This window comes from Nocardia sp. NPDC101769 (assembly GCF_044766925.1).
In the GTDB taxonomy this organism is placed as follows: Bacteria; Actinomycetota; Actinomycetes; order Mycobacteriales; family Mycobacteriaceae; genus Nocardia.
In genome coordinates this window covers 1-14,272 of record NZ_JBIWMX010000019.1, presented here as the reverse complement: position 1 = coordinate 14,272, position 14,272 = coordinate 1, and the positions used below count along the sequence as shown (strand labels likewise).

13 protein-coding genes and 1 rRNA gene are annotated in these 14,272 nt (G+C 67.8%); 10 read left to right on the top strand and 4 right to left on the bottom strand.

Annotation, left to right across the window (positions count from 1 at the left end; genetic code table 11):
- Nucleotides 1–7: 7 nt before the first annotated feature.
- The 8 genes from ACIRRA_RS26780 to groL all read left to right on the top strand — a co-directional run bounded on the left by ACIRRA_RS26780 (nt 8) and on the right by groL (nt 7,734).
- Nucleotides 8–1,495 (top strand): ATP-binding protein, encoded by a 1,488-nt coding sequence (locus ACIRRA_RS26780; RefSeq protein WP_402773381.1) that lies wholly within the window; start codon nt 8–10, stop codon nt 1,493–1,495.
- Nucleotides 1,495–1,848: a UBP-type zinc finger domain-containing protein gene (locus ACIRRA_RS26775; RefSeq protein WP_357004805.1), complete on the top strand. Its 354-nt coding sequence runs from the start codon at nt 1,495–1,497 to the stop codon at nt 1,846–1,848. The genes ACIRRA_RS26780 and ACIRRA_RS26775 overlap by 1 nt, the downstream gene beginning before the upstream one ends.
- Nucleotides 1,849–1,962: 114 nt before the next feature.
- Complete coding sequence (locus tag ACIRRA_RS26770) at nt 1,963–2,394, top strand: hypothetical protein (RefSeq protein WP_402773377.1); 432 nt, start codon at nt 1,963–1,965, stop codon at nt 2,392–2,394.
- Between the two features lie 149 nt (nt 2,395–2,543).
- Nucleotides 2,544–3,446, top strand: a complete 903-nt coding sequence (locus tag ACIRRA_RS26765) for an RNA polymerase sigma-70 factor (protein WP_402773686.1) — start codon at nt 2,544–2,546, stop codon at nt 3,444–3,446.
- Nucleotides 3,447–3,571: 125 nt separating this feature from the next.
- A complete protein-coding gene (locus ACIRRA_RS26760; RefSeq protein ID WP_402773375.1) occupies nt 3,572–4,654 on the top strand; it encodes an NAD(P)/FAD-dependent oxidoreductase in 1,083 nt (360 codons plus the stop codon).
- Nucleotides 4,655–4,720: 66 nt separating this feature from the next.
- Nucleotides 4,721–5,476: a Clp protease N-terminal domain-containing protein gene (locus tag ACIRRA_RS26755; RefSeq protein ID WP_402773372.1), complete on the top strand. Its 756-nt coding sequence runs from the start codon at nt 4,721–4,723 to the stop codon at nt 5,474–5,476.
- Between the two features lie 107 nt (nt 5,477–5,583).
- A complete protein-coding gene (locus tag ACIRRA_RS26750; RefSeq protein ID WP_157389774.1) occupies nt 5,584–5,886 on the top strand; it encodes a hypothetical protein in 303 nt (100 codons plus the stop codon).
- A gap of 225 nt (nt 5,887–6,111) precedes the next feature.
- Nucleotides 6,112–7,734 (top strand): chaperonin GroEL, encoded by a 1,623-nt coding sequence (groL, locus tag ACIRRA_RS26745; protein WP_402773368.1) that lies wholly within the window; start codon nt 6,112–6,114, stop codon nt 7,732–7,734.
- Nucleotides 7,735–7,856: 122 nt separating this feature from the next.
- Here groL and ACIRRA_RS26740 read toward each other — a convergent pair whose 3' ends face one another.
- Nucleotides 7,857–8,558, bottom strand: coding sequence for a TetR/AcrR family transcriptional regulator (locus ACIRRA_RS26740; RefSeq protein ID WP_402773365.1), 702 nt, complete (start codon nt 8,556–8,558; stop codon nt 7,857–7,859).
- 150 nt (nt 8,559–8,708) lie between these two features.
- On the opposite strand from ACIRRA_RS26740, the gene ACIRRA_RS26735 reads away from it, so the two are divergent.
- The gene (locus tag ACIRRA_RS26735; protein WP_402773362.1) at nt 8,709–9,638 is read left to right on the top strand and encodes an NAD-dependent epimerase/dehydratase family protein; all 930 of its coding nucleotides are present in this window, start codon (nt 8,709–8,711) and stop codon (nt 9,636–9,638) included.
- Nucleotides 9,639–9,883: 245 nt separating this feature from the next.
- Here ACIRRA_RS26735 and ACIRRA_RS26730 read toward each other — a convergent pair whose 3' ends face one another.
- The 3 genes from ACIRRA_RS26730 to ACIRRA_RS26720 form a co-directional block, all read right to left on the bottom strand.
- Nucleotides 9,884–10,750, bottom strand: coding sequence for an SDR family NAD(P)-dependent oxidoreductase (locus ACIRRA_RS26730; RefSeq protein WP_402773360.1), 867 nt, complete (start codon nt 10,748–10,750; stop codon nt 9,884–9,886).
- 53 nt (nt 10,751–10,803) lie between these two features.
- Complete coding sequence (locus tag ACIRRA_RS26725; protein WP_402773357.1) at nt 10,804–12,636, bottom strand: ArnT family glycosyltransferase; 1,833 nt, start codon at nt 12,634–12,636, stop codon at nt 10,804–10,806.
- Nucleotides 12,637–12,777: 141 nt separating this feature from the next.
- Nucleotides 12,778–13,077, bottom strand: a complete 300-nt coding sequence (locus tag ACIRRA_RS26720; RefSeq protein WP_402773355.1) for a hypothetical protein — start codon at nt 13,075–13,077, stop codon at nt 12,778–12,780.
- Between the two features lie 480 nt (nt 13,078–13,557).
- Between ACIRRA_RS26720 and ACIRRA_RS26715 the strand changes: the two genes are divergently transcribed.
- Nucleotides 13,558–14,272, top strand: a 16S ribosomal RNA gene (locus ACIRRA_RS26715); the annotation flags it as partial.

Below are 14,272 nucleotides of genomic sequence, written 5' to 3'. Positions count from 1 at the left end.
TAGGCGAATGGGCAACACCCGATTGATCTGTGACCCGAACGAACTGCGGAAGCTGTTCCTGTTCGAGAAGCTCGACGCCGAGCAGCTGGCCTGGCTGTGCAAGGACGGCCGGGTCGAAATGTTCGAGCCCGGGCTGGTCTTCCGCGAGGGCGACCCGGCCACCTGCTTCTACGTCCTGATGGACGGCGAGGTGCGGCTGACCAAGATGTCGGGCGGCGAGGAGATCGAACTCGTCCGCACCGAGCACGTCGGCTCGTACTCGGGCGCGTGGACGGCCTACATGGGCGACAAGGTCGAACAGACCTACACCGCGTCGTTCTATGTGACCCGGCCGTCGAAGTTCTTCGTGCTGGACGCCGGCACCTTCGCGAAGATGATGCAGGAATGGTTCCCGATGGCGCTGCACCTGCTGGAGGGCGTCTTCTTCGGCAACCGCAATGCCAATGAGCGCATCGGTCAGCGGGAACGGCTGCTGGCGCTGGGTTCGCTCTCCGCGGGCCTGACCCACGAGTTGAACAATCCGGCGGCCGCCGCGGTGCGCGCCACCTCCTCGCTGCGCGAGCGGGTCGCGGGCATGCGGCACAAGCTGAAGATGATGGCGCACGGCAAGTTCAACTCCGAGACCATGGAGGCGCTGGCCCAGCTGCAGGAGGAGGCGGCCGCCCAGGTCGCCAAGGCCCCGACGCTGACGCCGCTGGAGGCCGCCGACCGCGAGGACGAGCTGGGTGACTGGCTCGAGGACCACAGCGTCGCCAATGGCTGGGACATCGCGCCGAACTTCGTGCAGGCGGGATTCGACATCGACTGGATGGAGAAGGTGCACGGCACCCTGTCCGGTTGTGGCGGTGACGTTTTCGAGGCGGCCATGCGCTGGCTCAACTACACGGTCGAGACCGAGCTGCTGATGAACGAGATCACCGACTCGACCAACCGCATCTCTTCTCTGGTGAACGCGGCCAAGCAGTACTCGCAGATGGACCGGGCCCCGTTCCAGGTGGTGGACCTGCACGATCTGCTGGACAGCACGCTGGTCATGCTGGCCCGCAAGATCGGTGACGACATCACGGTGGTCAAGGAATACGATCCGGCGCTGCCGCCGGTGCCGTGCTACGCCGCCGAGCTCAACCAGGTGTGGACCAACCTGATCGACAACGCGGTCTCCGCCATGGCCGGGCGCGGCACCCTCAGCGTCCGTACTTATCGTGAGAACGAGTGCGCCGCAGTGGAAATCGGCGACACCGGGCCCGGTATCCCGGAAGAGATCCGCACCCGCATCTTCGAACCGTTCTTCACCACCAAACCGGTCGGCGAGGGCACCGGGCTCGGGCTGGACATCTCGTTCCGGATCGTGGTGAACAAGCATCACGGCGACATCCGCGTCGAATCCGAGCCCGGGAATACGCGTTTCATCGTCCGGCTGCCGCTCGAGGCGGCCGCCCCCGGCGCCGCACAGTCCACTCTCGCAGCAGCGCAGTCAACGACGGAAGGCAACTGATGACCGAACAGATCGAAGGCATCGACCCCAGCATCGCGCCCAGCGGATCCGGTTGCGTCGAATGCGATGCCGCCGGCGGCTGGTGGGTGCACCTGCGCCGGTGCGCGCAGTGCGGGCACATCGGCTGCTGCGACATGTCGCCGAACCAGCACGGCACCAAGCACTTCGAGAGCACCGGGCACCCCTTCATCCAGAGTTTCGAGCCGGGTGAGGACTGGTACTACAACTTCGAGAACAAGGAGATGTACGAGGGCGGCCCGGAACTCGCTCCGCCGCACGCGCATCCGCTGGACCAGCCGGTGCCCGGTCCGCGCGGCCGGGTGCCCGCGGACTGGCAGCAGCACCTGCACTGACGAGAGCCGCGGGTCGGAACTTTTTCTACCGGGAGTTGCCGGGGCCGGGTACGCTGCTGCGAGCGCCGGGCCGGTCCGGTGCTGGCACTCTCGGGAAAGTTCGGAAAGCAGGGTATGAAGCGTCTTTCGATCGTCGCCCTCGCCGCCGGTGCGATGGCGTTGACTCTCGCCGGTTGTGGTTCGGACAAATCCAGTGATACGAACGGCCTGAAGCAGGCCGGGACCACCACTGTGGCCAGGACCACCAGCGCGGGCGCTTCCACCAGCGCCGCGGCTCCGGTGCAGCCGCCCGCCGAGGCGCCCACCAGCGCCACCGCGGCCAAGAAGACCGCCGCGCCCGCCGGCGCCCAGACCACCTGCGGCGACTTCCGCGACCTCACCGAGGATGCCGAGAAGCAGGTGATCGACCAGGTCCTGGCCGCCAATCCGGGGTCGTTCCTGGACGGCAGCCCGAACGTGGCGCTGGGCACCGCCAAACTGGCCTGCCTGGCCTCGACGTATTCGAATACGCCGGTCGCGGTGGCGATCCGGGTGGCGCCCAAGTAGTTTCACGCCGATTCTGGTTGGGCGGTCGGTGGTTCTTCATTGGGCGCGGACCGCACCCTGATGGCGTGTGGCGGGTGGCCACCGTCGTGGCCCGCGGCGGCAGGCGTATCGTGCTCAAACGATTGCGTGCGACGAGAACTGGGGCACTGATGGACGCGAACGGGCTGGCCGAATTCGAACGGCATCGGCCGCGCCTGTTCGCGCTCGCCTACCGGATGCTCGGCTCCGCCGCCGAGGCCGAGGACGCCGTACAGGAGACCTACCTGCGCTGGGACGGCACCGATCGTGCCGGAATCCGCTCCGCCGAAGCCTGGTTGACCACCATCCTGGTGAATCTCTGCCGCAGCTGGCTGGATTCGGCCCGTGCCCGCCGCGAGACCTACGTCGGCCCCTGGCTGCCCGAACCGGTCCCGACCGGGCACGGCGAACTCGGTCCGCTGGAATCGGCGGAACAGCGGGAACTGGTGTCGATCGCCTTCCTGGCGCTGGCGGAACGGCTCAGCCCCACCGAGCGCGCCGTCTTCGTCCTGCGCGAGGCCTTCGGCTACGCGCACCGCGAGATCGCCGACATGCTCGAGCTCACCGAGGCCAATTCACAGCAGGTCTACCGACGCGCCAGCCACCGCGTGCACGAGGAGCGCCCGCGCTTCGAACCCGCCCCCGCGCACGCGCGCGAACTGGTCGAAAAGTTCCTCAGCGCAGCGCAATCCGGTGATCTGGCCGCGCTCGAGGCCATGTTCACCGCCGATATCGTCGCCGTCGCCGATGGCGGCACGAAGATCAATGCGGCCAAGCGGCCCATCGTCGGCGCCGCGAACGTCGCGCGCTACCTGGTGGGTCTGTTCACCAAGGTGCCGGGTGTCACCTTCGCGGTCGAAGAGGTCAATGCCGCACCGGCGTTCGTGGCCCGGCTGGCGGGAACGGTGATGGGCACCGTGTCCGCCGACTTCGACGGCCCTTCGATCGCCTCGATCCAGCTCGTGGTGAACCCGGACAAGCTGGCCTATCTCGCGCGTGCCGAGCAGCAACTCGCCGACGAAGCCGCCGGATAGCGACGATTTCCGCGTCGCGAATTCGCATATGACGCAGGACACATCCGGAAGCTGTCAGGGATCGCGGGACTGTCCGGTCTAGAGGGTGTCGGCCACCGAGCGGGGGCCGGGTAAGGAGCACTCTCATGACCGGGCAGCATCGAATCGTCGTACTGGGCGCGGGTTATGCGGGGCTGGCCGCGGCACAGCAGGCGGTGAAGGCCAAGGGCGCGCGGGTCACCGTGATCGACCTGCACACCGAATTCATCGACCGGGTGCGGCTGCACCAGGTCGCCGCCGGTCAGGACGTGCCGCGCTGGGAACTGCGGAAGACCCTGGAGGCCAAGGGCATCGAGTTCGTCGCCGGCCGTGCGGAACGTATCGACATCGCGGCCCGCCGCGTCGAATTGGCTTCCGGCGCAGTGGTCGAGTACGACTCGCTGATCTACGCCCTCGGCAGCCGCGCCGCCCTCGGCATGGTGCCCGGCGCCGCCGAATTCGCCCACACCGTGGCGACTTCCGAGGATGTGCGCCGGATCCCCGCGCTCACCGGCCGGGTCGCCGTGGTGGGTGGCGGCCCGACGGGCATCGAGACCGCCGCCGAGCTCGCCGAATCCCGGCCCGATCTCGAGGTCCTGCTGGTGAGCGCCGACGAACCGGGAGGCTGGCTGATCCCCAAGGCGGCCTCGCACATTCGCACCGTTCTGGATCGCCTCGGTGTCCGGGTGCGCGTCGCGAAGGTGGCGGCGGTGACCGCGGCCGGACTCGAGCTCGTCGACGGCGAGCGCATTGCCGCCGAAACCGTGCTCTGGACAACGGGTTTCACGGTGCCGGAGGTGGCGGCCCGCTCCGGCCTGCCGGTGGACGCACGCGACCGCGTGCTGGTCGACGAGCAGTTGCGGGTGCAAGGCATCCCGGATGTGTACGCGGTCGGTGACGCGGCGGTCATGCCCGGGCACAACGGCCGCGAGGCGCGGATGTCCTGCCAGGCCGCGCAGCCCGCGGGCAGGTACATCGGTGCGGCGGTGGCCGCCCGGGTGCGTGGGAAGGTGCCGTCGCCCTATCGGGTCCGCTTCGCGCTGACCTGCATCAGCCTGGGGCGTCGCGACGGCGTCGTCCAGTTGATGCACGCCGACGACTCGAACGGCCGCACGGTGCTGATCGGTCGCACGGCGGCGTGGATCAAGGAGCAGGTCGTGCTGGCCGTGGGCCGGGCGGCGAAGCCCTGAGCCCACGTCCGGATAATCGTCAACTAAGGGTTGACCGATACGGCATAGTCAACCTACAGTTGACGCATGACGAACTCCATCCGCCTCGACGATCTGATCGACGGCATCAAGAAGGCCCGTCCCGACGACGTCCTCGAACAGCTCTCCGACGCCGTGGTCCTCGGCAACCACATCGGCGAGGTGGCCGACCACCTGATCGGCCACTTCGTCGACCAGGCCCGCCGTTCCGGCGCGTCCTGGACCGACATCGGCCAGAGCATGGGCGTGACCAAGCAGGCCGCTCAGAAGCGCTTCGTCCCCAAGGCCCCCGCCGACCCGGGCCAGGTCGCCGCCCTCGACCCCAATGCCGGGTTCGCCCGCTTCACGCAGCGCGCCCGCCACGTGGTGATGGCCGCCCAGGAGGAGGCCCGGGCCGTCGGCAGTCTCGAAACCCGTCCCGAACACCTGATCCTGGGCCTGCTGGCCGAGCCGGAATCCCTCGCGGTGAAGGTCATCGAGGCCAAGGGTGTCTCGGTCGACGCCGTCCGCCGGGTGGCCACGGCCTCGCTCCCTGTCGCCACCGGCGAGCCGGTGCCCGCGCTCATCCCGTTCGACGCACAGGCCCGCAAGGCCCTCGAGCTGACCTTCCGTGAGGCCTTGCGGCTGGGCCACAACTACATCGGTACCGAGCACCTGCTGCTCGCCCTGCTGGACCAGGAGAACGGCGCCGGCATCCTGTCCGGCCTGGGTCTGGACAAGGACTCGGTGCAGGCCGATATCGCGGACCTGCTGAGCTCGCTGCCGGTGCCCGGCGTCACGACGCCCGCGCCCGACACGCAGTAGTCGGCGTGTCGCTCCACCATGCTGCCGACCTGGTGATGTAGGGCTCGTGATCGCGCCCGCGTCACCGGGTCATCTGGTGTGCATGATGCGGCAGATACGATTGTGGAATGGCGGGCGACGAGGGTTCCGACCTAGTTGCGGGGGAAAAGCGCGCCGATCTGCTGCGCGCGCTCAGTTATGTCTCCACCGAGGACACGCCGGACGGCGGCTACATCGTGAACGGAGACCTCCCACCGGAGGTCGCACCACCGTTCATCCGGGCCATCATGCGAATCGAAGCCGAACTCCTCCTCCAGGATGCCGAGCTCGTCACCATCGAGCACGGTGAGCCGCGCACCCCGGAGGAACGTCGTACCGACGCCCTGATCGCCCTGCTGCTGCGCGTAGACGACCGCTCCCACTTCTCGTAGTCCTCGGGGGATCCGGGCCGCCGAGACGACTCGTGCGGCCATCTCCCCAACCTTGCACTCGTCTGGGGTGAGTGCTAAAAAGGGATTTGGCACTCCGCACCTGCGAGTGCTAGGTCGGAAACGGTGAGACCGGGCTGTATTTGACCAAATGAGCCGGGTCGTCCGTCGCGGGCACCGAACCTGACCAGATCATGCCAATCCCCTGATCTGGAGGATCTCAACGCAATGGCCAAGACAATTGCGTACGACGAAGAGGCTCGCCGCGGACTCGAGCGTGGCCTGAACAGCCTCGCCGACGCTGTCAAGGTGACCCTGGGCCCCAAGGGCCGCAATGTGGTGCTGGAGAAGAAGTGGGGCGCCCCCACCATCACCAACGACGGTGTCTCCATCGCCAAGGAAATCGAGCTCGAGGACCCGTACGAGAAGATCGGCGCGGAGCTCGTCAAGGAAGTTGCGAAGAAGACCGACGACGTCGCGGGTGACGGCACCACCACCGCCACCGTGCTGGCCCAGGCGCTGGTCCGTGAGGGCCTGCGCAACGTGGCCGCCGGCGCCAACCCGCTCGGCCTGAAGCGCGGCATCGAGAAGGCCGTCGAGGCCGTCACCGCCAAGCTGCTCGACACCGCCAAGGAGGTCGAGACCAAGGAGCAGATCGCTGCCACCGCCGGTATCTCGGCGGGCGACTCGTCCATCGGTGAGCTGATCGCCGAGGCCATGGACAAGGTCGGCAAGGAAGGCGTCATCACCGTCGAGGAGAGCAACACCTTCGGCCTCCAGCTGGAGCTGACCGAGGGTATGCGCTTCGACAAGGGCTACATCTCCGGTTACTTCGTGACCGACCCGGAGCGTCAGGAAGCGGTCCTCGAGGACCCGTACATCCTGCTCGTCGGCTCGAAGATCTCGACCGTCAAGGACCTGCTGCCGCTGCTGGAGAAGGTCATCCAGGCCGGCAAGCCGCTGCTGATCATCGCCGAGGACGTCGAGGGCGAGGCCCTGTCGACCCTGGTCGTCAACAAGATCCGTGGCACCTTCAAGTCCATCGCCGTCAAGGCCCCGGGCTTCGGTGACCGCCGCAAGGCCATGCTGGCCGACATCGCCATCCTGACCGGTGGCGAGGTCATCAGCGAAGAGGTCGGCCTCTCCCTGGAGACCGCCGGTCTGGAGCTGCTGGGCACCGCCCGCAAGGTCGTCATCACCAAGGACGAGACCACCATCGTCGAGGGTGCGGGCGACGTGGAGGCCATCAAGGGCCGTGTCGCGCAGATCCGCACCGAGATCGAGAACTCGGACTCGGACTACGACCGTGAGAAGCTGCAGGAGCGCCTGGCCAAGCTGGCCGGCGGTGTTGCCGTGATCAAGGCCGGCGCCGCGACCGAGGTCGAGCTCAAGGAGCGCAAGCACCGCATCGAGGACGCCGTCCGCAACGCGAAGGCTGCCGTCGAAGAGGGCATCGTCGCCGGTGGTGGCGTGGCGCTGCTGCAGGCCGCCCCGGCCCTCGAGGCCCTGTCCCTGTCGGGTGACGAGGCCACCGGCGCGAACATCGTCCGCGTCGCGCTGTCCGCCCCGCTGAAGCAGATCGCCTTCAACGCCGGCCTGGAGCCGGGCGTTGTCGCCGAGAAGGTCTCGAACCTCCCGGCGGGCCACGGCCTGAACGCCGAGTCCGGCGAGTACGTCGACCTGCTGGCCGCCGGCGTTGCCGACCCGGTCAAGGTCACCCGCTCGGCTCTGCAGAACGCGGCCTCCATCGCGGCCCTGTTCCTGACCACCGAGGCCGTCGTCGCCGACAAGCCGGAGAAGGCCGCCCCCGCGGGCGACCCGACCGGCGGCATGGGTGGCATGGACTTCTAGTCCGCGCCTCCGGCAACGGAATTGAACGACCTGGGCCCGGCCACCTGATGGTGGCCGGGCCCAGTGCTTTGTGGAGGGTGGCACGGTGCCGTGGTGACTCGGGTCGATTCGCTTGTGTTGGATCAGCTTCCGGTGGGGAGGCCGACGAGGTCGGCCATGAGGTTCATGTGGTGGGTGAAGTAGTCGGCGACCGCTTCGATGGTGCCGTCGAGGCGGCCGAAGATCTCGAAGGTGACCAGGCCGAAAAGCTGTGTCCAGGCTAGGAATACGCGGTCGAGGACCTCTTCGGGGAGGTCGGATGACTGCTGTTCGATGAGGGTGCGCAGGTCCGCGCGCACCGGGGCGGGGAGGGGCGTGGGTAGCGGCGCGGGGTGGAGGCGGCCGGCGGCCGCGGCATGGGCGGCGATGCCGGCGAGCAGCATGACGACCGTGGCGGCGGGGCCGACGGTGTCCTTCGGAGCGTCGTAGCCGGGGATGGGGCTGCCGTAGAGGAGTCCGTATTCGGTGGGGTTGGCGACGGCCCAGTCCCGGACCGACGCGCAAACCGAAAGCCACTGTGCGCGTTCGTTGTTCGCGGGAGCGGTGGCCTGGGCCGCGGTGGCGGTCGCGCCGAGGGATCGGTAGCTGTCCAGGATGAGGGCGGTCAGCAGGTCGTCGCGGCTGGGGAAGTAGCGGTAGAGCGCGGAGGCGACGATGCCCATGTCGCGGGCGACGCCGCGCAGGGACAGGTTCGCGCCGTCGGTGGCCAGCCGCTTGCGCGCGGTGGCCTTGATCTCCTCGATCATTTCGGTGCGGACGCGGGCGCGCAGGGATCCGGCGGACATATCCGCAGTGTAGAGAACAGGCAACTGTTCGGAGAACGGCAGGCGACTTGGAGAACAGTGTTCTTGACGGGAAACGGTGTGCACCTTTACCGTCGAAAGAGCGAGAACAGTGTTCTCGACTCATCCACATCCGACCAGGATCGAGGACCCATGTCCCTGCACGTCGTCATCGGAGCGGGTCCGGTGGGCGCCGCCACCGCGCGTCTGCTCGCCGCGCGGGGTGACCATGTCCGCATCGTCACCCGTAGCGGCTCCGGCCCCGACCACCCGAATATCGACCGCATTGCCGCCGACGCCACCGACTCGGCAGCTCTACTGACCCACTGTGCGGACGCCACCGCCCTGTACCAGTGCGCCCAGCCCTCGTATCACCGCTGGCCGCAGGATTTCCCGCCCCTGCACCGCGCCGTCCTGACGGCCGCCGAGTGTTCCGGCGCGGCCCTGATCACCGTCGGAAACCTGTACGGCTACGGCGAATTCGACGGTCAGGTCACCGAATCGCATCCGCTGCGCCCGAATTCCGTGAAGGGCCGGGTGCGTACGGACATGTGGACCGAGCAGCTCGCCGCCCACCGGGCCGGCCGCATCCGCACCGCCGAGGTGCGCGGTTCGGACTACCTCGGCCCGAACGCGACCTCGGCCTTCAGCGTGCTGGTACTACCCGCGGTGCTCGCGGGCAAGCACGCCCTGGTCCCGGCGGACCCGGACGCCCCGCACAGCTGGACCGCCACCGAGGACGTGGCCCGCCTGCTGATCGCCGTCGCGGATGACGAAACCGCCTGGGGCCGAGCCTGGCACGTCCCGACCCCGCCGCCGCTGTCGATCCGCGCCCTGGCCGATCTGACCGCGTCGGTGGCCGGAGCGCCGCCCGCCCGGGTCGGTCGCATGCCCGCCGCCCTGCTCTGGGCGGTCGGCCTGTTCGTGCCCGATGCCCGGGAAATGCGGGAGCTGCGCTACCAGTTCGACCGCCCCTTCGTGCTCGACTCCAGCGCCGCGACCACCCGCTTCGGCCTCGACCCGACGCCGCTCGCGGATGCCGTCCGCGCCACCCTGGATGCTCAGCCCGCCGTGCATCGGTGAAGGAGCCCGCCATGTCCGCTCTCACGGCATCCTCCACTCGCAGTCAGAACCCGCGGCAGTGGCGGCGGCCCTGACCCTGTCCGGTGTGGTGGCTCCGTGGCACGTGCCGGGCGCGCAGCAGGCGAATTTCGCCGGGTATGTGCTGCGGAGCGGGTGAATGCTGGAGCTGGCCGTGCTGTGGGGCCGCCGCACCGGATGAGGGCGGCCCCCGGACGCCGGCACGGCTCACCGGCCGGGCCGGATGTTCACATGCCGTGCCGGAAGCGGGCGCTGCGGATGCCGTCGGCGCGTTCGGGCAGGACGCTGTCGATGAGCGCGGTGACTCGTCCCATGACCGGGGCGAGTCGCCGCGGCCGGTCGATGATGGCGTCGCAGATGATCTGCCCGCCCTCTTCGGGGGTGAGGGCGTCGGCGTTCTGGTAGACGGCGTTGGGGGCGATCATCGGGGTACGGACGAGGGGGAGGTAGATGGAGGTGAAACGCACGTTCTCGGTATGGGTTTCGGCCTGGAGACTGGTGCTCAGGGAATCGAGGGCAGCTTTGGACGCGACGTAGGCGGCGTAGCCCGGTCCGCCGTAGAGGTTGGCCAGGGACAGGATGTTGATGATGTGGCCGTCACGCCGGTCGCGCATGCCGGGGGCGAAGGCGAGGATGAGGCGGACGGCCGCGAAGTAGTTGAGCCGCATGGTGCGTTCGTAGTCGTGGAAGCGGTCGTAGGACTGGTCGAGCGGGCGGCGGATGGAGCGGCCGGCATTGTTGACCAGGATGTCGACGTGGTCGTGGTCGGCGAGCACCTTGGCGGTCATGGCGTCGAGGGCGTCGAAGTCGTTGAGGTCGCAGGGGTAGGCGACGGCCTTGCCGCCCGCGGCCTCGATGTCGGTGACTACCTGTTCGAGTTCCTCGGCGCGGCGCGCGACCAGCAGCACGGTGGCTCCGGCCGCGCCGAGTTGTGCGGCGGCGACACGTCCGATGCCGGAGGAGGCTCCGGTGATCACGATGGTGCGTCCGGTCGCGGCGTCCGCGAGGGTGCGGTGTCGCCGCAGCCGCGAGAGGCTCACCTGGGTGTCGAGGCCGTGCTTGATCTTGTGAATCAGCCCGTTGATGTCCTGCATGGTCAGTGATGCTAAGCGCCGCACAGTGATTCGGGACCGTTTCGGTTTCGCCGTCAGTGGCGGGCGCAGGTGTAGGCGAGGACCGCGGCGCTGTCCCCGCCGCCGGGCAGTGCACGGCAGTGTTGCCGGACCCAGGTCACGCGGTCGTCGTCCGCGGGGGTCACCAGGACCAGTCCGACCTCGCCGGCTTCGATCATGCGGGCGACCTCGGCGGTGGTCGGCACCGGCGCCGTACCCGTGAAGCCTCCGATGGCCGGCACCTGCCGGCCGCTGCTCGCAATGAACGGCGAGGCCAGCGCGGAGGTGAAGGTGACCAGCGGATACCGCGGCTGGTCGGGCGCTTTCGCGAGCTGCGCGTCGAGCTTCCGGGCCGAGGTGAGGGCGGAGGCCATGAAGCCCTGGGTGACCTGCCGGGCCTGCGCCGATTCGTAAGGGGTGTCGAGCGGGCCGTATCCGTCCGCGACCACCGAGACCGCGGCCGCCGTCGGCGCGGCGAGTGCCACGACGAGTAGCAGTGCGGTGGCCAATGATTCGCGGACGCGCAGCGCCGCCAGGATGAGGACCACGGCGACGACCACGAGCCCGGCCCGCACCCAGCCGGGCGCGGCCGCGGACAGCCACCAGCCGTACGCGGCGGTCGCGGCCACGGTGGCCAGCCCCAGCCCACGCATCCGGCGGTCATCCGTCTTCCGGAAAGCCTCGGCCCCCATGCCGATCAGGGCGGCGATCGCGGGTGCGAGCACCGCCAGGTAGTAGGGGTTCACCGTCCCGATCACCAGGAAGATCACCAGGTGGACCACGAGCCAGCCGCCCCACAGCACCAGCGCCGCGGTCTCACGGTCGGTCCGCGGCCGCCGCCGGGCCGCCCAGGCCAGGGCGATCAGGCAGACGAGGGCGAGCGGAATCAACCACCCGGTCTCGCGCCCGCCGCTGCCCCCGAAGAGATGGTCGAACCGGCTGTCCGGCCCGAGCACCAGCTCCGCGCGGAATCCCGAGCCCTGACCGCCGGCCGTGAAGTTGGCCGAACCCACGCTGAATCCGTCATTGGTACGGCTGGCCGCGTTGTAGACGAAGACCTGCTCGAACAGCGAGTTGTGGTGGCTGCCGTCGACGTACGGCCGGTGCCCGGCGGGCAGCAGGCTGACCACGGACATCCAGCTCAGCGACACCGCCAGCGCGGTCGCGCCGAACCAGGCCAGACCCGTGATGCGCTGCCGCAGTTCGGTTCTCGGCGCGGCGAGCAGCAGCGCCGCCGCCAGGACCGGGACGATCAGCCAGGCCTGCACCATCTTGGCCTGGAAGGCGAGGCCGATGCACAGCCCGCACCACACCAGATTCCGCACCCGCCCCGACACGATCACGGCCGCCGCCTGATCCGAGGCCAGCACCAGCAGCAGGATCAGCAGGGTGTCGGAGATATTGCCGCGATCGAGCGCGACCACCGCCGGCGCCAGGGCCGCGACCGCCGCCGCGACGAGGGCCGCGTACGGACCGGACAGCCGCCGCACCGCACGGTAGAGCACGAGAACAGTGAGTACGCCCTCGATCACCTGCGGCAGGAGATACGCCCAGGTATGCGGTCCGAAGACCCGTACCGACAACGCCTGGATCCAGATCGCGCCCGGCAGCTTGTCGATGCTGATGGTCGCGTCCGGGTCGAAGGCCGCGTAGAAGAAGTTGTGCCAGCTCATGCTCATCGAGCGGGCGGCCGCCGAGTAGTAGAGGTGTGGTGTCTGCGACCTGATGCCCCAGGCGTAGAGGACCCCGGCCGCGACAGCGATGCCCAGCAGTGCGGGCCGGACCCAGCGTGGTTGGTCGGCCTGCCCCCGCAACCATCGTGACCAGTCGGTTCCGGATTGTTCGGGACGTGCGATTACCCCTGTCACAGCTCCAATCTCGGACCGATTCCGGTGTGTGTCAAAGGAATTCCACCCGTGGGCCGAGGGCTTCCGGCGGGAATCGTCCGCACGGCGTATCCGGGCCCACCGAGGGGTGGACGGTAACGGTGCGGCCGGACAGCGGTGGGGTCAGCGGTTGGGGTGTCGTGCCGAGAGGGTGACGGCCGCATCGATGGGACGGATGCCGAGCTGTTCAGCGGTCGCGGCAATGGTGGCGTGGATATCGGCGCCCGCGGGGCGGGCGGGGTCGAAGAGGAGTTCGGTCAATTCGATGGCGGCCATTGCCTGGGCGCGGGTGAACAATCGGCCCGGCAGCCAACTAACACACCAGTCGGTCTCTTTATGGCCGGGAAGTCGTTCCGCGAACTCGTCGACAACAGAACTGGTAATCGACCAATCGCAGACGTACACACCACCAAGGTCGTTCACCCGGCGACGGGTCGCAAGACCGAGAGCGTGCGAATTGCGCGAATTGAGCCTCTGACCAGCCGATTTGACTTCTGTTCGTAGCAACACGTAACTTATTCCAGGTCAGAGCGACACGGACACCGACCCGGAGCCCCAAGGGCCTGGGAAACGAGGTTGGACGAGGAGCGCCTGATGATCACACTAGCTTCACCTGACCAGCGGATTTGGATTCGCTGAGAAGGCTGAGCTAAGCTGTAAAAGTTGCCTCACGATCGAGCGGGACTAAGAGCCCGGGAGATCGTTTGTGCGTGTGTTCTTTGAGAACTCAATAGTGTGTCGATGAATGTCAGTGCCAAATATTTTATTTGGTTCCGGCCTCACACCCCCCGTGTGATGGGGTCGGACATTTAAGTCAGCTAATTTCCGGCTGGCGATTTTTGCTAGGTTTTCGGACTCTGGTTCGAGATACTTCTGATTCACCTTCGGGTGTTTCGAGAGTCTTCAACGGAGAGTTTGATCCTGGCTCAGGACGAACGCTAGCGGCGTGCTTAACACATGCAAGTCGAGCGGTAAGGCCCTTCGGGGTACACGAGCGGCGAACGGGTGAGTAACACGTGGGTGATCTGCCTCGTACTCTGGGATAAGCCTGGGAAACTGGGTCTAATACCGGATATGACCATTGGGTGCATGCCTGGTGGTGGAAAGATTTATCGGTGCGAGATGGGCCCGCGGCCTATCAGCTTGTTGGTGGGGTAACGGCCTACCAAGGCGACGACGGGTAGCCGGCCTGAGAGGGCGACCGGCCACACTGGGACTGAGACACGGCCCAGACTCCTACGGGAGGCAGCAGTGGGGAATATTGCACAATGGGCGAAAGCCTGATGCAGCGACGCCGCGTGAGGGATGACGGCCTTCGGGTTGTAAACCTCTTTCGACAGGGACGAAGCGCAAGTGACGGTACCTGTAGAAGAAGCACCGGCCAACTACGTGCCAGCAGCCGCGGTAATACGTAGGGTGCGAGCGTTGTCCGGAATTACTGGGCGTAAAGAGCTTGTAGGCGGTTCGTCGCGTCGATCGTGAAAACTTACAGCTCAACTGTGAGCTTGCGGTCGATACGGGCGGACTAGAGTACTGCAGGGGAGACTGGAATTCCTGGTGTAGCGGTGAAATGCGCAGATATCAGGAGGAACACCGGTGGCGAAGGCGGGTCTCTGGG

Coding starts and splice junctions, on each gene's coding strand:
- ACIRRA_RS26780 (WP_402773381.1), top strand. CDS start 8: ATGGGCAACACCCGATTGATCTGTGACCCGAACGAACTGCGGAAGCTG.
- ACIRRA_RS26775 (WP_357004805.1), top strand. CDS start 1,495: ATGACCGAACAGATCGAAGGCATCGACCCCAGCATCGCGCCCAGCGGA.
- ACIRRA_RS26770 (WP_402773377.1), top strand. CDS start 1,963: ATGAAGCGTCTTTCGATCGTCGCCCTCGCCGCCGGTGCGATGGCGTTG.
- ACIRRA_RS26765 (WP_402773686.1), top strand. CDS start 2,544: ATGGACGCGAACGGGCTGGCCGAATTCGAACGGCATCGGCCGCGCCTG.
- ACIRRA_RS26760 (WP_402773375.1), top strand. CDS start 3,572: ATGACCGGGCAGCATCGAATCGTCGTACTGGGCGCGGGTTATGCGGGG.
- ACIRRA_RS26755 (WP_402773372.1), top strand. CDS start 4,721: ATGACGAACTCCATCCGCCTCGACGATCTGATCGACGGCATCAAGAAG.
- ACIRRA_RS26750 (WP_157389774.1), top strand. CDS start 5,584: ATGGCGGGCGACGAGGGTTCCGACCTAGTTGCGGGGGAAAAGCGCGCC.
- groL (WP_402773368.1), top strand. CDS start 6,112: ATGGCCAAGACAATTGCGTACGACGAAGAGGCTCGCCGCGGACTCGAG.
- ACIRRA_RS26740 (WP_402773365.1), bottom strand. CDS start 8,558: ATGTCCGCCGGATCCCTGCGCGCCCGCGTCCGCACCGAAATGATCGAG.
- ACIRRA_RS26735 (WP_402773362.1), top strand. CDS start 8,709: ATGTCCCTGCACGTCGTCATCGGAGCGGGTCCGGTGGGCGCCGCCACC.
- ACIRRA_RS26730 (WP_402773360.1), bottom strand. CDS start 10,750: ATGCAGGACATCAACGGGCTGATTCACAAGATCAAGCACGGCCTCGAC.